Origin of the sequence: Microbacterium sp. CJ77 (assembly GCF_002911615.1) — a bacterium.
GTDB lineage: Bacteria > Actinomycetota > Actinomycetes > Actinomycetales > Microbacteriaceae > Microbacterium.
Window position 1 is genome coordinate 49,441 of sequence record NZ_PQBR01000022.1, and the last position, 18,340, is coordinate 67,780.

The 18,340-nt window shown below is 68.5% G+C and carries 16 protein-coding genes; 10 read left to right on the plus strand and 6 right to left on the minus strand.

Annotated features, from left to right (window positions below):
- Positions 1-86: 86 nt before the first annotated feature.
- The 4 genes from C2868_RS11335 to glpK all read left to right on the plus strand — a co-directional run bounded on the left by C2868_RS11335 (position 87) and on the right by glpK (position 5,214).
- The gene (locus tag C2868_RS11335; RefSeq protein WP_103663372.1) at positions 87-1,493 is read left to right on the plus strand and encodes an MFS transporter; all 1,407 of its coding nucleotides are present in this window, start codon (positions 87-89) and stop codon (positions 1,491-1,493) included.
- 51 nt (positions 1,494-1,544) lie between these two features.
- On the plus strand, positions 1,545-2,498 hold the full coding sequence (locus tag C2868_RS11340) for an L-lactate dehydrogenase (RefSeq protein ID WP_103663373.1): 954 nt from the start codon (positions 1,545-1,547) through the stop codon (positions 2,496-2,498).
- A gap of 141 nt (positions 2,499-2,639) precedes the next feature.
- Positions 2,640-3,605 carry a sugar-binding transcriptional regulator gene (locus C2868_RS11345; protein ID WP_100812248.1) on the plus strand — a complete coding sequence of 322 codons (966 nt, stop codon included), beginning with the start codon at positions 2,640-2,642 and terminating at the stop codon, positions 3,603-3,605.
- Between the two features lie 106 nt (positions 3,606-3,711).
- Positions 3,712-5,214: a glycerol kinase GlpK gene (glpK, locus tag C2868_RS11350; RefSeq protein ID WP_103663374.1), complete on the plus strand. Its 1,503-nt coding sequence runs from the start codon at positions 3,712-3,714 to the stop codon at positions 5,212-5,214.
- 10 nt (positions 5,215-5,224) lie between these two features.
- On the opposite strand, the gene C2868_RS11355 is transcribed toward glpK, so the two are convergent.
- Positions 5,225-6,937: a glycerol-3-phosphate dehydrogenase/oxidase gene (locus C2868_RS11355; protein WP_103663375.1), complete on the minus strand. Its 1,713-nt coding sequence runs from the start codon at positions 6,935-6,937 to the stop codon at positions 5,225-5,227.
- Between the two features lie 176 nt (positions 6,938-7,113).
- Between C2868_RS11355 and radA the strand changes: the two genes are divergently transcribed.
- A complete protein-coding gene (gene radA / locus C2868_RS11360; RefSeq protein WP_103663376.1) occupies positions 7,114-8,514 on the plus strand; it encodes a DNA repair protein RadA in 1,401 nt (466 codons plus the stop codon).
- 39 nt (positions 8,515-8,553) lie between these two features.
- Here radA and C2868_RS11365 read toward each other — a convergent pair whose 3' ends face one another.
- Together C2868_RS11365 and C2868_RS11370 are read right to left on the minus strand one after the other, a co-directional pair.
- Entirely contained in the window at positions 8,554-8,922 is a 369-nt protein-coding gene (locus C2868_RS11365) for a dehydrogenase (RefSeq protein WP_103663403.1), read from the minus strand.
- 92 nt (positions 8,923-9,014) lie between these two features.
- Positions 9,015-9,716 (minus strand): hypothetical protein, encoded by a 702-nt coding sequence (locus tag C2868_RS11370; RefSeq protein ID WP_181003454.1) that lies wholly within the window; start codon positions 9,714-9,716, stop codon positions 9,015-9,017.
- Positions 9,717-10,091: 375 nt separating this feature from the next.
- On the opposite strand from C2868_RS11370, the gene C2868_RS11375 reads away from it, so the two are divergent.
- The 5 genes from C2868_RS11375 to C2868_RS11395 all read left to right on the plus strand — a co-directional run bounded on the left by C2868_RS11375 (position 10,092) and on the right by C2868_RS11395 (position 14,592).
- Positions 10,092-10,922: a mycofactocin-coupled SDR family oxidoreductase gene (locus tag C2868_RS11375; protein ID WP_100812252.1), complete on the plus strand. Its 831-nt coding sequence runs from the start codon at positions 10,092-10,094 to the stop codon at positions 10,920-10,922.
- A gap of 19 nt (positions 10,923-10,941) precedes the next feature.
- Positions 10,942-11,775, plus strand: a complete 834-nt coding sequence (locus C2868_RS11380; RefSeq protein WP_103663377.1) for a mycofactocin-coupled SDR family oxidoreductase — start codon at positions 10,942-10,944, stop codon at positions 11,773-11,775.
- Positions 11,772-12,713 (plus strand): MoxR family ATPase, encoded by a 942-nt coding sequence (locus C2868_RS11385; RefSeq protein WP_198519610.1) that lies wholly within the window; start codon positions 11,772-11,774, stop codon positions 12,711-12,713. Before C2868_RS11380 ends, C2868_RS11385 begins: the two co-directional genes overlap by 4 nt.
- 135 nt (positions 12,714-12,848) lie before the next feature.
- Positions 12,849-13,694 (plus strand): VWA domain-containing protein, encoded by an 846-nt coding sequence (locus tag C2868_RS11390; RefSeq protein ID WP_103663378.1) that lies wholly within the window; start codon positions 12,849-12,851, stop codon positions 13,692-13,694.
- Positions 13,695-13,773: 79 nt separating this feature from the next.
- Positions 13,774-14,592 carry a mycofactocin-coupled SDR family oxidoreductase gene (locus C2868_RS11395; RefSeq protein WP_103663379.1) on the plus strand — a complete coding sequence of 273 codons (819 nt, stop codon included), beginning with the start codon at positions 13,774-13,776 and terminating at the stop codon, positions 14,590-14,592.
- Between the two features lie 64 nt (positions 14,593-14,656).
- On the opposite strand, the gene pntB is transcribed toward C2868_RS11395, so the two are convergent.
- The 3 genes from pntB to C2868_RS11410 all read right to left on the minus strand — a co-directional run bounded on the left by pntB (position 14,657) and on the right by C2868_RS11410 (position 18,258).
- The gene (pntB, locus tag C2868_RS11400) at positions 14,657-16,069 is read right to left on the minus strand and encodes a Re/Si-specific NAD(P)(+) transhydrogenase subunit beta (RefSeq protein ID WP_103663380.1); all 1,413 of its coding nucleotides are present in this window, start codon (positions 16,067-16,069) and stop codon (positions 14,657-14,659) included.
- Positions 16,066-17,613, minus strand: a complete 1,548-nt coding sequence (locus tag C2868_RS11405; protein WP_103663381.1) for a Re/Si-specific NAD(P)(+) transhydrogenase subunit alpha — start codon at positions 17,611-17,613, stop codon at positions 16,066-16,068. Before C2868_RS11405 ends, pntB begins: the two co-directional genes overlap by 4 nt.
- Before the next feature lie 126 nt (positions 17,614-17,739).
- Complete coding sequence (locus C2868_RS11410; protein WP_100812258.1) at positions 17,740-18,258, minus strand: amino-acid N-acetyltransferase; 519 nt, start codon at positions 18,256-18,258, stop codon at positions 17,740-17,742.
- Between the last annotated feature and the right edge of the window lie 82 nt (positions 18,259-18,340).

Below are 18,340 nucleotides of genomic sequence, written 5' to 3' on the forward strand. Positions count from 1 at the left end.
GCGCGGCCACACAGGGTCGTTGGTCCCGTCACGCATCGCGGCTCAATGCGGACCCGCACCCCCTGGTCGCGGGCTAGGTTGGCCCCATGGCCCCCACGATGACGACACAGCAGCGCCTCGTCTTGGCGGTCGCGGTGCTCGCGTCGTTCGTGGCGTTCCTCGACGGAACCGTCGTCACGGTCGCACTACCCGCGATCGACCGCGAACTGGGGGGTGGCCTCACGACGCAACAGTGGGTCGTGGATGCGTACCTCATCACACTCGGCGCGCTCATCCTGCTCGCGGGGTCGGTGAGCGACGCGTTCGGGCGCATCCTCGTGCTGCGGATCGGGCTGATCGGCTTCGGCGTCGCCTCGGTCGCGATCGCCCTCGCACCCGACCCGGTCGTACTGATCGTCGCCCGCGCGATCCAGGGCGCGGCCGGGGCGTTCCTCGTGCCCAGCTCTCTGGCCCTGATCACCTCGACCTTCCGCGACGCCGCACAGGGCCGGGCGATCGGTATCTGGACCGCCCTCACCACGTGCGCGATGCTCGCCGGACCCGTCATCGGCGGCCTCTTCGTCGACCTGCTTTCCTGGCGCCTGGTGTTCCTGATCAACGTCCTGCCGATCGCGGTCACGCTGTGGCTGCTGACACGCCTGACGCACCGCGACGTGCGACGACCGGATGCCTCGATCGATTGGCTCGGCGCGGCGCTCTGCACGCTCGGGCTCGGCGGTTTCGTCTTCGCACTCATCGAACAACCGAACCTGGGCTGGGGCTCGCCCATCATCCTCATCCCCGGCATTGCCGGCCTCGCCATGTTCGTCGCGTTCCTGTTCCGTCAGCGCACGGCGACCACGCCGATCCTCCCCCTCGGCCTCTTCCGCGTTCGCAACTTCTGGACGGGCAACGTCGCGACCGCCTTCGTCTACGGCGCACTGAGCCTCAACGGCTTCGTCGTCGGCGTCTACCTGCAGCAGGGCGCCGGCCTGAGCGCGACGCTGGCCGGTCTCGCGAGCCTGCCCGGCACGGTCCTGCTCATCCTGCTCAGCTCGCGCGTCGGCGCTCTCTCGGGACGTTTCGGCCCGCGCTTGTTCATGACCGCCGGGCCGCTCGTGATGGCGGCGGGGGCGCTCCTGCTGCTGACCGTCCGCGACGACTTCTCGTACTGGACGCAGGTTCTGCCCGGCATCCTGGTATTCGGCCTCGGCATCTCGCTGACGGTCGCTCCGCTGACCTCGGCCATCCTGGGCGCGATCGACACGGAACGCTCGGGCATCGCCTCCGCCGTCAACAACGCCGTCTCGCGCGTCGCCGGGTTGATCGTGATCGCTCTGCTCGCGACGATCGTCGGCGGATCGCTCGACCTCGACGGCTTCCACCGCGCCGCGATCGTCACCGCGGCCCTCATGGCGGTCGGTGGGCTCGTCTCTTTCGCCGGCATCCGCAATCCGCCGCGCGCCGCGATGACGACGGCAGAACCGCGATCGGCGAGCGAGAACGATCGTTAGTTCTGGCGCCGCTCTCTGCCCTCCCGGTCGGCCCCCTGCGAGACTGGCCGCATGAGCGCAATCGAGAACGCGAAACTCACCGTGGTGGGCGCCGGAAGTGTCGGTGCCAGCGTCGCCTACGCGGCACTGATCCGGGGATCCGCACGGCACGTCGCCCTGTACGACATCGCCGCCACGAAAGTCGAGGCCGAGGTGCTCGATCTCGCCCACGGCACGCAATTCACGGGCGCGAGCGACATCACGGGCGGCAGTGACATCTCGGTCGCCGCGGGATCGCACGTCGTGGTGATCACAGCCGGCGCCAAACAGAAGCCCGGGCAGTCGCGCATCGAGCTTGCCGGGGTCAATGCGGGCATCCTCCGCTCGATGATGCCGGACCTGCTCGCGGTTGCTCCCGATGCCATCTACGTGATCGTGACCAACCCGTGCGACGTCCTGACGGTCCTCGCACAAGAGGCTACGGCGCTGCCGCCCGAGCGCATCTTCGCCTCGGGAACCGTGCTCGACACGTCGCGTCTGCGCTGGAAGCTCGCCGAGCGCGCCGGGGTCTCGACGTCGAGCGTGCACGCGTACATCGTCGGCGAGCACGGTGACACGGAGTTCCCCCTCTGGTCCAAGGCCACGATCGGTGCGGTGCCGATCCTCGACTGGGTCGCGCCCGGACACCCGCGGATGTCTCAGGACGAGCTCGACGCGATCGCCGTGGATGTGCGGGATGCCGCATACAAGGTCATCCTCGGAAAGGGCGCGACCAACTACGCGATCGGGCTCTCCAGCGCGCGGATCGTCGAGGCGATCCTCCGGGATGAGCATGCCGTCATGCCGGTCAGCACGGTGCTCCATGACTTCCACGGCATCGACGGGGTCGCCCTCTCCGTGCCCTCGATCGTGAGCTCCCACGGCGCGGTTCCGATCCGCGAGACGGTCTTCTCGGACAGCGAGCTCGGTCTGCTCCGCAGCTCGGCGAGCGCCCTGCGCACGGTCGCGGATTCGCTTCGGACCTGAAACGAACAGAGCACGCCCTGCACGATTCGCCTTCGATATCGCACGGATGCACATCGGGCTTCTTCCCCGGCAGGGGAGCCAGTACGTCGCGCCGCCCCGGATGCCAGGATGGGACGCAACTCACGGCGGGAGGAATCAGGCATGGTCGATGGAGATCGTGACGACGAACGCGCTCGCGCGGCTCTGCGCGCCGCTCAGATGTACTACGTGCAGGACCTCACGATGGAGGCGATCGCCAGCGACCTGCACACCTCGCGCTCGACCGTGTCGCGGTTGCTCAGCCATGCGCGCTCCAGCGGACTCGTCGACATCCAGATCCGCTCGCCCTTCGACGCCGCGACCGAGCTCGAGCGCGATCTCGAGGCGCGCTACGGGATCGCCGTCCACGTCGTCCCCTGTCCCCAGAACATCAGCGACGTCGACCGACTCGACCGCGTCGCTCTCACCGCGGCACGCCTACTGGCCCGATTCGTCGACTCGAACATGACGTTGGGGGTCGCGTGGGGCTCCACCGTCAGCGCGATCAGCAGGCACCTGGTCCCCAAGGACACGCACAATGTCACCGTCGTCCAGATGAACGGTGCCGGAAGCTACCTCACGACCGGGATCGACTACACGAGCGAGATCCTGCGCCGTTTCGGTGATGCTTATGGCGCGAAGGTTCAGCAGTTCCCCGTTCCCGCGTTCTTCGACGACCCCGAGACCCGGTCGGCGCTCTGGCGCGAGCGCAGCACCCGTCGCGTCCTCGACATCCAGTCCCGAATGGACCTGGCGTTGTTCGGTCTCGGCTCACCCTTCGCGGGAGTTCCGAGCCAGGTATACATCGGCGGGTACCTGGACGAGGCCGACTTCGCGAGCCTGACCGAAGACGAGATCGTCGGCGATGTCGCGACCGTCTTCTACCGCGCCGACGGGAGCTGGACGGATGTCGCGCTCAACCGCCGAGCTACGGGCCCGGCCTTCGACGAGCTGCGGCGCGTCGCCCGCCGCATGTGCGTCGTCGCGGGTGAGCAGAAGGTGCCGAGCCTGCGGGGCGCGCTGGCCGCCCGCCTCATCACCGATCTCGTGATCGACGAGGCTGCCGCCCGCAAGCTCGCGGCATCGTGATCGCACCTCGGCGCACGTTCGTGCATCGGCTGGCAGAAGGCGTGCACGCCTCCGTAATCTGGTCCCGGCCCACTGACGGGTTCCGACGACGAAGGAGTACACGTCGATGACATACATCCTCGCCCTGGACCAGGGCACGACGAGCACCCGCGCGATCGTCTTCGACCACGCGGGCGGCCGCGTGTCGGTCGGCCAGCTGGAACACCGGCAGATCTTCCCCCAGGCCGGATGGGTCGAACACGACGCCCTGGAGATCTGGCACAACACCCAAGAGGTGATCGGCGTCGCGCTCGCCCGCGCCGACATCACCCGCCACGACATCGCCGCCGTCGGCATCACCAACCAGCGCGAGACCGCCATCCTCTGGGATCGGCGCACGGGTACACCCGTCCACAACGCCATCGTCTGGCAGGACACCCGCACGCAGGAGATCGTCGATCGGCTGGCCTCGGACGGCGGCGTCGACCGATTCCGGGCCCGCACGGGCTTGCCCCTCGCCGCGTACTTCTCCGCGACGAAGATCGCCTGGGTGCTCGAGAACGTCCCCGGCGCACGTGAACTCGCGGACGAGGGACACCTCGCGTTCGGCACCCCCGACACCTGGCTGCTGTGGAACCTCACGGGCGGACCGGAGGGCGGCGTGCACGCCACCGATGTCACGAACGCGAGCCGCACCCTGCTGCTCGACCTGGAGACGCTCGACTGGCGCCCCGAGCTGCTCAGCGCCTTCGACATCCCCGCGTCGATCCTGCCCGAGGTGCGCTCGTCGTCGGAGATCTACGGCACCGTCGAATCGTCCAGCCTGCTGCGCGAGGTACCCATCGCCGGAATCATGGGCGACCAGCAGGCGGCGACGTTCGGACAGGCCGCCTTCGCTCGCGGCGACAGCAAGAACACCTACGGCACGGGCAACTTCCTGGTGATCAACACGGGAGACACCCCCGTCATCTCCCGCAACGGGCTCCTCACGACCGTGGCCTACCGGCTCGGATCCGGCGAGACCGCCTACGCGCTCGAGGGATCCATCGCGGTGACCGGGTCCCTCGTGCAGTGGCTACGCGACAACCTGGGCATCATCTCGTCGGCGAGCGAGGTGGAAGACCTCGCACTGGCCGTCGACGACGCGGGCGGCGTCATCATCGTCCCGGCGTTCTCGGGCCTCTTCGCGCCCCACTGGCGCCCGGATGCCCGCGGCGCGATCATGGGCCTCACCCGCTTCTCCGACCGCCGTCACATCGCTCGTGCCGCGCTCGAGTCCGTTGCCATGCAGACGCGCGAGGTCGTCGATGCGGCCGCCGCGGACACCGACGCTCCGATCACCGAGCTGCGCGTCGACGGCGGCATGGTCGCGAACGACACCCTCATGCAGATGCAGTCCGATGCGCTCGGCATCCCCGTCGTTCGCCCCGCGATCGCCGAGACGACGGCGCTCGGAGCCGCGTTCGCCGCCGGGCTGGCGGTCGGGTTCTGGTCGGGCCTGCCCGAGCTGTCCGAACTGTGGCAGGAGGATCGCCGTTGGGAGCCGCGGTCGTCGGAGGCGGAGCGGACCCGGATGCTGGAGCGCTGGCAGAACGCGGTCGCACGAACGCTCGACTGGCCCCAGGAATAGTCCTCGCCGCTCAGCGCGAGGCGCGCCGTCGCTGCCCGGCTCGCTCCGCCACTGCGCGCGGCGCGACGCCGTGAGCGACCCGGAGCTCGGCGAGCGAGCGGGAGCGCTCTTCCTCGATGCGCGCGGCATCCCATCCGGCGGCGTCCGCGAACGCGCCGAGCGTGTGCTCGAAGACGTCGTCGGTGAGGTCGCCTGTGTAGGTCACGTCGGTGCGCCGCAGAAGGACGTCGTTCAGGCGCGTCGCCTTCTCCTGTTCGACGAAATACGCCACCTCGCGCGAGGACAGGCGGTCGCCGAGGATCGGCTCGTCGTGTGCGAGGGCGAGGAAGTTCACGACATCTCGGGCCTTGGTCCCGTAACGCTCCAACAGAACGCGCCCTCGCTCGCGCGACACGCCACCCAGCTCGGAACGGATCCAGGCATCCTTCGCATCCGGCAGCGGATAACCACGACCCCCGCCGATGGGGAGGTCCTCGGTCGACACGCGGCGCTCGCTCTGCAGCAGCGCGAGCACGCGGTCGGTCAGCTGCTCGCCGAGCGCCCGGAACGTGGTCCACTTGCCACCGACCAGGTTGAGCATCGGCGCCCCGGGACCCTGCGTGTCGACGACGCGGTAGTCACGCGAGACGAAGCCCGGCACCATGTCGTCGTGACGGGGCAGGGGACGGATGCCCGAGAACCGATACACGATCTGCGAGCGGTCGACGGTCACATCGGGGAACACCTGAGCGACGAGTTCGAAGAAGTAGTCCACCTCTTCCTCGGTGCAGACAGCGGGTTCGCCCGGGTCTGCGTCGAGGTCGGTCGTTCCGACGAGCACGCGTCCCTTGAGCGGGTACACCAGCACGATTCGTCCGTCCTGGTGCTCGAAGAAGATCTCGCGCCCGCCCGTCGCGGCGAGCAGCTCGGGGTTGTCGAGAACGATGTGTGATCCCTTGGTGCCACCCATCAACGTGCTCGGCTGCCCGAGGGCACGGGCCGTGAGGTCGGTCCACGGCCCGGAGGCGTTCACGATCACGCGTGCCGTGATCGTCTGCTCCGTGCCGGTCAGGACGTCGCGCACCATGACGCCGTTCTGGTCGCCCCCGACGGCCTCGACGTAGTTGAGTGCCGTGGCATCGCCCGCGGCTTCACCATCGAGCGCGACGTCGAGGGCCAGGCGCTCGGGGTCGCGCAGCGATGCGTCGTAGTAGGTCGCGGTGAAGCGGAAGTCCGGGGCGAGTTCGGGCAGCTCGCGACGCGACGCGCGACGCCCGCGGAAGCGGTGGCGCGGAACGGAGCCGCCGTCGCGCGAGAAGAGATCGTAGATCGTCAGGCCGATCTTGATGAGCACAGCGCCGCGGGCCTTCGGCGTGCGTTGCTTGTGCGTCAGGAAGCGCAGCGGTGCCGCGAGGATCCCCGACAACACGCCCTGGATCGGGATCGTGGTCGCCAGGGGAACGACGTGATGCGGGGCGATGCGCAGCAGGCCGTTGCGCTCGCGCACCGACTCGCGCACGAGACGGAACTCGCCGTTCTCGAGATACCGGATGCCGCCGTGGATCATGTGACTGGACGCCGCGCTCGCGCCCGAGGCGAAGTCGTTGCGCTCGACCAGAAGCACACGGACGCCCTGCATCGCGAGGTCGCGGAAAGTGGCGAGACCGTTGATTCCTCCGCCGATGATCACCACGTCATAGTCGGGACGTTCGAAAACCTCTCGCACTTCCGGGCGCACGGTCATGGGCTTCCTTTCTCCTCGTCCAGGCTGGCCGGTGCGGAACAAATGCGCAAGCACTCTGCACTAACGTGCACCGTGCTTCCGTCGACGCACACTCGCCCACATCGGCCTCCGCGTCGAACCCACGACGCACGCGTCCTTCGACGGCGGATGTCCGGGCCCGCACGTACGCTGAAGCCATGGCAACCCGCAAACCCAGCACGGCCTACCGCTGCACGGAATGCGGGTGGACGAGTGTCAAGTGGGTGGGGCGCTGCGGCGAATGCCAGCAGTGGGGCACGGTCACCGAGGTCGCGGAACAGACCGGCATCCTGCGCGGATTCACCCCGCACGCGCCGACCGCCGATCGCGTCGCGCGTCCGATCACGGATGTCGCGACGATCGAGGCACCGCGACGCCCGACGGGCGTGGACGAATTCGACCGCGTGCTCGGCGGCGGGCTCGTCGCGGGCGCGACCATCCTGATCTCGGGCGAGCCGGGCGTCGGCAAGTCGACCCTGCTGCTCGAGGTCGCCGCGCGCGCCGCCCGTTCCGGCCGACGCGTGCTGTACGTGAGCGCCGAGGAGTCGACCGCGCAGGTGCGGTTGCGTGCCGAGCGCACGGGAGCCCTGCACGACGAACTCTTCATCGCGAGCGAGACCGACCTGGCGACCCTCGTCGGGCAGATCGACCAGGTCGTCCCGACGCTGCTGATCGTCGACTCGGTGCAGACCGTGTCATCCTCGCTCAGCGAAGGTCTCGCGGGGCATCCGAGCCAGGTCCGCGAGGTCGCGGCAACGCTCGTGCGCATCGCCAAAGAGCGCGACCTGCCGGTGTTAATTGTCGGGCACGTCACGAAGGACGGCTCGATCGCGGGCCCGCGCCTGCTCGAACATCTCGTCGATGTCGTCTGCCACTTCGAGGGTGACCGCCAGACCGCCCTGAGGTTCGTGCGCGCCCTCAAGAATCGGTTCGGACCGACGGACGAGGTCGGATGCTTCGAGATGACCGGCGACGGCATCGCCGAGGTTCCCGACCCGAGCGGTCTGTTCCTCGGGCACGGCACCCCGGTCAGCGGCTCGTGCGTGACGGTCGCACTCGAGGGTCGTCGCGCCCTGCCCGTCGAGGTTCAGGCCCTGGTCAATCCGAGCTCGACCCCCAACCCGCGACGGGTCGTCAACGGCGTCGATTCCTCCCGCGTCGCGATGATCCTCGCCGTCCTCGAGCGGCGCGCGGGGCTCAAGCTGAGCGCCCTCGATGTCTATGTGTCGACGGTCGGGGGCGTGCGCCTCACCGAACCCGCGGCCGACCTCGCCATCGCACTGTCGATCGCGAGCGCCCTGGGCGAGTTCGCGATCCCGCACGAGGTCGCGGCGGTCGGCGAGCTGAGCCTCTCGGGCGAGATCCGAGCCGTCGCTCAGCTGTCGCAGCGCCGCGGCGAGGCATCCCGTCTCGGGTTCGTCCACTTCGTGGATGCCGCGTCGAAGCACCTGCCGGCGGCGCTCGAGACGGTGCGTGCCCATGCCGACCGCGCGGCGCGTGGCGGGCGCGGGCCGCTCGACCGTCAGGGCCGCGGACCTCGCGACGTTCCGGAGTTCTGAGCCGGCTCCGGAGACGCAGCCCGCACCCCGCTGCGTGCTTCAGTCGGCGAGCGCGTCGATCAGATCAGCGGGCGAGGCCTGCATCGGGTGCGGTCCGGCGATATCGAGGAACACCGTCGTGATCGCATCGCGATGCGTACGGAGGAAGGCGAGCAGCCAGCCGGGCGACTGCAGACCGATCGCGGGAGGCAGGTTCTCGGGTTTGTTGGCCGCATCGCTGAAGAGCAAGAGCGCGATCTCACCCGTGTCCGGGTCGCGGTACGTCCAGACCTCGCCGACGTCCAACGGATTGTCACGGTTCGTCGGCGCCATCAGCGGCACGACCGTGTTGCCGTTGCGGAGCGCCAGCGCGACCGCGGCCATATCCTTCTTCTCCAGCGCCTGCGCGAGCGCCTCGGATCGGAACATCGCGGCACCCGCCTTCTTCACGCGTCCGTCGGACGTGCGCCGCTTGCCGCTCTTACCGCTCTGCCGTGCCACCCTTCCAGGGTAGCCGGGCGTCAGTAGAGCAGGATCTGCCGCGAGGTCAGCGAGGGGATGCCACCGATCGAGACGTCCAGGTGGTAGGACGCTCCCCCGCCCGTCGCTCGCGGACGGTCACCCTCGCAGGTATCGACGGACGAACGTGTGCGGTCCCAGGCGATCGGTGCCGAACTCTCCACGACCTGTCCCGCCGCGAGCGTCACGACCATGTCGCTCGGTGCCGCCTGGCAATCCGTCGAGCGCCACCAGACATCGCTGCCGCTCGTGATGGTGAAGCTCTGCTGGGTGGTTCCCACGTTGATGGTGCACGGCGTGGCGCTGGTGTTGGTCAGTCGCATGCTGAGCTGCGGCTGCTCGCCGGACGCATAGGACTCTTTGTCGGTGAGCGCCTCGACCAGCACGCTGTCGGCCGTGCAGGCCTCGGGGGTGAGCCCGGCCGCCGTATCCGTCGTCGCGGCTTCGTCGGGCAATGCGTCCGCGGGATTGGAGCCGCCCGTCGCAGCCGGGTCCGGCAGAGTCGGCGTCGTACTGCTCGGCGAAGCGGACGACGACGCCTGCGCCGGCGGATTCGCTGCGTCGCCCGACCCGCGCCACGGCTGTGCGATCAACAACCAGACGATCAGCGCCACGACCAGGAGCAGACCCACAAGCACGACAGCGCGTCGCCGTCGGTACACCGCGGGCGACGGGCGACGTCGACGCGGGCCTTCGCTGCTCATATGTCCAGGCTAAGCGCGTCTCGGCGCGTCCCCACCGCGGCGCGCCCGGCACGACTGTAGGAGGATTCCGCGCCCACCCCTTCCATTCGGCACCGAGTGTCATTAGCATCTCTTACACCCGCAGGGTGCCGACACAGATGTCCGCCCATAAGGAGCATCCGATGGATATGCAGACGACATCGTCAGAGATTCCCGATCGTCTCTCCGCTCCGCTCGGCGCACGCAACGAGTGCCCGGTCCACGGATCCGGAGGCGCCCGCACCGTCTGATCCGTCCCCGACTCCCTCCGCGGCGCGCTGACGCGCCGCCCTCGGTCTCGTGAACCCACAACCGAAGAGAGACCCGCCGACGCGCGGGAAGAGAGAGGAGTACGCCATGGGAAGGGTCGAAGGCAAGGTTGCCTTCATCACAGGAGCCGCACGCGGGCAGGGACGCTCGCACGCGGTTCGTCTCGCACAGGAGGGCGCCGACATCATCGCGGTCGACGTCCTCGAGGAGATCCCCGGAGCGCCGTACGGACCGGCGACCGAGGAAGACCTCGCCGAAACCGTCGCACAAGTCGAGGCTCTGGACCGTCGCATCGTCGCCCGTAAAGCGGACGTGCGCGACCAATCGGCACTGACGGCCGCGCTCGACGCGGGCGTCGCCGAACTGGGCCGACTCGACATCGTCTGCGCGAACGCGGGGATCTCGACCTCGATGGCCCCGGCGCAAGACCTGCCCGAGGAGATCTGGCTCGACATGATCGACGTCAACCTCAGCGGCGTCTGGCGCACGTGCAAGGCCGCGATCCCGCACTTGAAGGCCGCGGGAGGCGGGTCCATGATCCTGACGAGTTCGGACGCGGGGCTGTTCGCGTTTCCGAACATCGCGCACTACGTCTCGGCGAAGCACGGGGTCGTCGGTCTGATGCGCACCCTCGCCCTCGAGTTGGCGCCGGACATGATCCGCGTCAACAGCGTCCACCCGACGGTTGTGGACACCCCCATGGTGAACAACGAGGCGACGTTCCGGCTGTTCCGGCCCGACCTCGACAACCCGGGGGTGGAGGACTTCAAAGAGGCCGCCACGATGATCAACGCCCTGCCGATCCCCTGGGTCGAGGCGGTCGACATCTCCAACGCCGTGCTGTGGCTCGCCTCCGACGAGGCCCGTTACGTCACGGGTGTCGCGCTGCCGGTCGACGCCGGCGCGTACGCGAAGTAACGACAGAAAGGGAAACATCATGGGAAGACTGGACGGCAAGGTCGCCTTCATCACGGGAGCTGCGCGGGGCCAGGGTCGCTCGCACGCGATCCGGATGGCTCAGGAGGGCGCCGACATCATCGCGGTCGATATCTCGCGCCAGATCGAAACGGTGCCGTACGGCATGGCGACGGCCGACGATCTCGCCGAGACGGTGCGCCAGGTCGAAGCTCTTGACCGACGGATCGTGGCGAGCGAGGCCGACGTGCGCGATTACGACGCGCTGAGCTCCGCCGTGGACGAGGGCGTCGCGCAACTCGGGCGACTCGACATCGTCAGCGCGAATGCCGGGATCTTCTCCAGCGCGACCGCGGACGAGCTGACCGACACCGCGTGGGACGACATGATCGGCGTCAACCTCACCGGCGTCTGGCACACGGCCAAGGCGGCGATCCCCCACCTGAGGGCAGCCGGCGGAGGGTCGATGATCCTCACGAGCTCGACGGCGGGGATCAAGGGGTTCCCGAACTTCGTGCACTACGTCGCGGCGAAGCACGGGGTCGTGGGAATCATGCGCACGCTCGCACTCGAGCTGGCGCCCGACTTCATCCGGGTCAACTCCGTCCACCCCACGAGCGTCGACACCGACATGATCCAGAACGACTCGCTCTACGCGCTCTTCGCGCCCGACCTTCCGGTCGAGGAGCGCACGCGCGAGACGCTGGGCGGGCGGTTCCAGTCACTCAACGCGCTGCCCATCCCGTGGGTCGAGCCGGTCGACATCTCGAACGCGGTGCTCTGGCTCGCCTCGGACGAGTCGCGCTACGTGACGGGCATCATGCTGCCCGTCGACGCCGGGTCTACGCAGAAGTGACGACGAACGAGGTCGCGACGGCGCCCACGGACCCCGCTGGACTGCAGCGCAGCCGCGAGCGCATCGCTCGCCACCTCGTCGGCCGCGAGCGTGAGTTGGAGCTCACGCTCGCGGCCGTCGCCGCGGGGCGCGACATCGTGCTGGAAGGACCGCCGGGCACGAGCAAGACGACGATCCTCGGTGCGATCACCGAGGAGTGGGGCATCCCGCTGCTCTTCGTCGAGGGCAACGCGGATCTGACGCCCGCAAAGCTCGTCGGGCACCACAACCCGGCGAGGGTACTGCGCGAGGACTACTCGGCGGACAACTTCGTCCCGGGCCCCCTGGTCGAGGCGATGCAGCGCGGCGGTTTCCTCTACATCGAGGAGTTCAACCGCGCCCCGGAGGACACCCTCAATACGCTCCTGACCGCCATGGCCGATCGTTCCCTCGCGATCCCGCGGGTCGGCCGCATCCGGGCCGCACCGACATTCCGTGTCATCGCGTCGATGAATCCGTACGACAACGTCGGCACGACGCGGCTCTCGACCAGCGTGCACGACCGCCTCAACCGCCTCGCGGTGGACTACCAGGACGCGGATGCCGAGGAGCGCATCGTCATCCTGCGCACCGAGGCCGACGGCGAACTCGGTGCGCGCCTCGTCCGTGATGCGGTCGCCGTGACGCGGGCGACGCGCGATCACCCGGACATCCGGCAGGGTTCCAGTGTTCGCGGCGCGATCGACACCGTGCTCGTGGCCCTCCGTCTCGCCGCGTTGCGTGACCTCGATGACCCGGACTCACCCGGCTACCCCGAGCTCGTCTACGACGCGATGATCGTCGCCCTCTCCGGCCGTATCCACCTCGACGAGGCGGTGGACGCCACCCCCGAACGCGTGCTGCGCGAGATCTGGGAGGACCACTTCGTCCTCGCGCCGCACCGCGCCGATCCCGGCTGAAGAGAGGTCGCGGCCGACACACCCATCCGGGGTGGACGACGCGAGACGTCGACGCGCGGGGCTCCCCTGCGCCGGAAACCGAAGCTCCTGGACGAGCCGCCCACGCTCTTCGACGCGTCGTCGGGCGCGGGCGGAATGGTCCTGCGCGGGGCCGGGCCACCCCGCAGCGCCGGCGCGTCGCGTCCGGGTGGCACCGCCCGAGGGGAGACGGACGAGGTCGGCGCACTGGTCCCGCTTCCCGACGAGCCGAGCGAGGTCGATCCGTCGGTGCGCGCGCGTGCACGCGAGATCGCGGCGCGGCTCGCCGTGCCGCGCGCGCGCCGTGACGCGACCGCGCACCGCGGGGTCGGCGACCTGGCGAGCCTGCCCTACCGCGGCGCCTCCGACGACATCGATCTGGACCGAACCATCGAGGTGCTCGCCGAACGCCCCGTGCCGGAAGACGAGGACATCGTCGTCCGCGAACGGGTGCGCGCACGCCGCTCGGTCGTACTCCTCGTCGACGTCTCGGGGTCCATGCGCGGGGAGAGGATCAAGACGGCCGCGGCGACCGTGGGTGCGTTGTCGGCGGAACTGTCCCATGACGACCTCGGTGTCATCGCGTTCTGGTCCGACGCGGCCGTTCTGCTGAGGCTGGGCGCGCCGGTCCGACCGGGCGAACTCGTCGACGCCATCCTCCGCCTGCCTGCCCGCGGGCTGACGAACATCGGCTTCCCCCTCGAGCTCGCGGCTCGCGACCTCGCGCGCGTTCCGGCACGGGATGCGCGGGTCATCCTGCTCTCGGACTGCGTGCACAACGCGGGTCCGGATCCGCGTCCCCTCGCGGCGCGGCTTCCGCGGCTCGACGTGCTGCTCGACGCGACCGGTGAGAAGGACGTCGAACTCGGCCGAGAGCTCGCCGCACGGGGGCACGGCCTCTGTCGCGTCATCCACGATCATCGCGATGTGGCGCCCGCGATCGGGCGGATCTTTCGCTCGTAGCTTCTTTCTGCACCTGGTGCCATAATCCGAGGGACGGCCCGATGACGAGCCTTCGAAATCTGACAGGGAGGTCACAACCATGACTGGTCGACTGCAGGGAAAAGTGGCATTCATCACCGGCGCGGCGCGAGGGCAGGGCCGGGCGCACGCCGTCAAGCTGGCGCGCGAGGGCGCGGACATCATCGCCGTCGACCTCGCCGGTCACATCGACTACGTGCCCTACGACTCCCCCACTCCCGAGGACCTCGCCGAAACCGTGCGACTGGTCGAGGCGGAAGACCGACGGATCGTCGCCACCATTGCCGACGTGCGTGACGGCGCCGCGCTACGGAAGGCCGTGGACGAAGGTGTCGCCGCCCTGGGCGGCCTCGACATCGTCGTCGCCAATGCCGGCATCTGCATCCCGGAAGCCTGGGACGCCATCACACCCGAGACGTTCCGCTTCACGATGGAGACCAACGTCGACGGAGTGTTCAACAGCGTCGTCGCGGGAGCTCCGCACATCATCGCGGGCGGCCGCGGCGGCGCGATCGTCCTGACCAGCTCGTACGCGGGCAAGAAGATGCAGCCGTTCATGGTGCACTACACCGCCAGCAAGCACGCCGTCACGGGAATGGCCCGCGCCTTCGCCGCAGAACTCGGGCGCCACAACATCCGTGTCAACAGCATCCACCCGGGTGGCGTGAACACGCCCATGGGTTCGGGGACCATGGTCGAGGCCCTGACGGCGGCGGGTGAGACATCGCCGTCGCTCAACGGCATGGGAACCCCCTTCCTCCCCGTGTGGGCCGCCGAGCCCGAGGACATCGCCAACGCCGTGGCTTTCCTGGTGTCCGATGACGCTCGCCTGATCACGTCCGAGCACCTCAGCATCGATCAGGGCATGCATACCTTCTGATCACTGAGTTCGGTGGGGCCTTGATCTCGGTGCGGTCATGCTTCGGCCTCCGCGAGTTCCTCGATCAGAGGTACCGGAGAATGTCGTCGACTCTTTCCTTGGCGTCGCCGAAGAGCATCTGGGCGTTTTCGCGATAGAACAGCGGGTTCGGCACGCCGGCGTAGCCGGATGCCATCGACCGCTTGAAGACGATCACGTTGTGCGCTTCCCAAACCCGAAGCACCGGCATACCAGCGATCGGGCTACTCGGGTCCTCCGCCGCAGCGGGATTCACGGTGTCGTTCGCCCCGATCACGAGCACGACGTCAGTCGTCGCCAGGTCGTCGTTGATCTCGTCCATCTCGAGCACGATGTCGTATGGCACCTTCGCTTCGGCCAGCAGCACGTTCATGTGACCGGGAAGGCGGCCCGCGACCGGATGGATGCCGAACCGCACATCCACGCCGCGTTCGCGGAGCTTCTGAACGAGATCGGCGACGCCGTGCTGGGCCTGCGCGACAGCCATGCCGTATCCGGGGGTGATCACGACGCTGGACGCCGAGACGAGCATGTCTGCCGCGGACTCCGCATCGATTTCACGGTGGTCGCCATAGTCCTCGTCGCCGGCGGTCGGCGCCTCGATGCCGAACCCGCCCGCGATCACCGACAGGAACGAGCGGTTCATCGCCTTGCACATGATGTAGCTGAGGTAGGCGCCGGACGAGCCCACGAGCGCACCGGTGACGATCAGCAGATCGTTGTTCAGCAGGAAGCCGGCCGCGGCCGCCGCCCAGCCCGAGTAGCTGTTGAGCATTGAGACGACCACCGGCATGTCGCCGCCCCCGATCGAGGCGACCAGGTGCCAGCCGAGCGCGAACGCGAGCATCGTCACCAGCACGAGCAGCCACAGCTCGGGCGTGATCACGTACCAGACGGTGAGAGCGACGAACACGACCAGGGCGCCGAGATTCAGGACATTCTTCCCGAAAAGGACAAGCGGCTTGGACGAGATGCGTCCGGAGAGCTTGAGGAATGCCACGATCGAGCCGGTGAAGGTCACGCCGCCGATGAACACGCCGATGAAGACCTCGGCGTGGTGGATATCGGCCAGAGTTCCCTCGAGCCCGATGTCGTAGAGCGCTCCGTTCCAGCCGACGATCACGGCGGCGAGGCCGACGAATGAGTGCAGCAGGGCGATGAGCTCCGGCATGCCCGTCATCTCCACCACGCGCGCCCGCCACAAGCCGATCGCTCCGCCGACGAGTACCGCGACGACGAGGAGGGTCAGGCCGAACGCGGCCTGCGGTTGGGTCCACGCGCCCGCGACCGTGACCCACACCGTCGCGGCGAGCGCGATCGCCATGCCCGCGATCCCGAATGCCACCCCGCGTCGGCTGGTCTCGTGCTTACGGAGCCCGGCGAGGCTCAGGATGAACAGCAGCGCCGCGACGATATAGGCCGCGCTCGCGACCGCGGTGGCCGTCTCGGGGGCGATCATCGATTCTGGCCCTTCTGGAACATCGCGAGCATTCTCCGGGTGACCGCGAACCCGCCGAAGATGTTGATGCTCGCCAGCAGCACGCCTACCGCGGCCAGGATCTGCACCGTGAGATCGGGCGCCATGATCTGCACCATGGCACCGACGATGATGATGCCCGAGATCGCGTTCGTCACGCTCATGAGCGGTGTGTGCAGTGCGTGGGCGACATGGCCGATGACGTAGAAGCCGACGACGACCGACAGCGTCAGCACGAGGAAGTGCTGCGGCAACGGCGGCGGAGCGAACGCGCAAACGGCGAACAGAACCGCGATACCCGCCGCGACCAGCCACCCGCGCGCACGCGACGACATGGGCTTCTTCAGTTCCGCGGCAACGGACGGCGCGGCCACAGTCTTCTGCGGCGCGGCCGAAACCTGCACGGGCGGCGGCGGCCAGGTGACCTCGCCCCTGCGGACGACCGTGACGGTACGCTGCACGACATCGTCGAAGTCCAGGTGCAGCTGCCCGTCTTTGCCGGGCGTGAGCAGCTTGATCAGATTCACGAGGTTCGTTGCGAACAGCTGCGAGGCCTGCTGCGGCAGCCGACCGGGCAGATCGGTGAAGCCAAGGATCACCACGCCGTTGTCGGTCACGACCCGCTCGCCCTCGACCGACCCCTCCACATTTCCGCCCTGCGCAGCGGCCATGTCGACGATGACACTGCCGGGCTTCATCCTCGCGACGTCGGCCGCCGTGATCAAGCGCGGCGCCGCGCGACCCGGGATCAACGCGGTCGTGATGATGATGTCGACATCCGCCGCCTGCTCGGAGTAGATCTCCGCAGCCCGCCGGTCATACGCCGCAGTGGTCGCCTTGGCATACCCGTCGGTCGAGACCTCCTTGGCCTCATCGGGCACGACGACCTCGAGGTACTCCCCGCCGATCGACGCGACCTGATCAGCGACCTCCGGACGGGGATCGGTCGCCCGCACGATCGCCCCGAGGCTCGATGCGGCGCCGATCGCGGCCAGACCCGCCACACCCGCTCCGGCGACGAGGACCTTTGCAGGCGGAACCTTCCCGGCCGCGGTCACCTGACCCGTGAAGAATCGCCCGAACTCGTTCGCCGCCTCGATCACTGCGCGATACCCGGAGATGTTCGCCATCGAGCTGAGCACATCCATCGACTGCGCCCGAGAGATCCGGGGCACCGCATCCAACGCGATCGCCGTGATCTCCCGCGTAGCCAGCGACTCCACGAGGTCGGACCGCAGTGCCGGGCTCAGCAGGGCGATCAACGTCGCACCGTCCGCCAGCCGGGCGACCTCATCGGGCGTCGGCGCGTCGACCTTCAGCACGATCATGGACGCCCACGCCTCCGAGGCCGAGACGACGGTGGCGCCGGATGCCGCATACGCGGCGTCCGGGAACGATGACGCCGCTCCTGCTCCGGCTTCGACGACGACGTCGTAGCCGAGAGCGATCAGCTTCGTGATGGTTGCAGGGGTCGCAGCCACCCGCTTCTCGCGGGGGCCTTCGGCAACGATGCCAATCTGTGACACGGGGGCCTCTCAATAAGTCGGTTCAATACGAGCATGCCGACTGGCCTTCGACGCGCGGGCATTGTGACGTTCAGCAAAGGAGTAAGTTCTTCGAAACTTGCGGATACGGAAATCTGATCCCTAGCCTCACGGCCCATGGCCTGACGAGAGCGTCTTGAGCATCCGGGTGTTGCCCAGGGTGTTGGGCTTGACATGAGCCAGGTCGAGGAACTCGGCCACGCCCTCATCGGGGCTGCGCAACAGCTGCGAGTACACATCCGGCGGCACGACCTGCTCGCCGATCGGCGTGAAGCCGCGGCCCGTGAAGAATTCGACCTCGAAGGTCAGGCAGAACAGGCGCGTCAGTCCCAGTTCCTGGGCGTTGCGCTCGAGCGCGTCGACGATCGCTCGTCCGACGCCGCGGTGCAGCCACTCATCCGTCACGATGAGGGTGCGTACCTCGCCGAGGTCCTCCCACATGACGTGCAGGGCGCCACATCCGACGAGGTGCCCATCGACCTCGGCGACGACGAACTGCTGCACCGACTCATACAACACGACCAGGTCTTTGCCGAGCAGGATGCGGCGCTGCACGAAGGGCTCGAGCATGTCGCGGATGCCGACGACATCGCTCGTCCGCGCCGCCCGCACCGTGAATTCGCCCATCCGTTCAGCCTATCCCCGCACCTCCTGTCGCCGACGGCGCGCGGTCTCGGACAATACTCCGGAACAATCCCGCTTCGCGGGG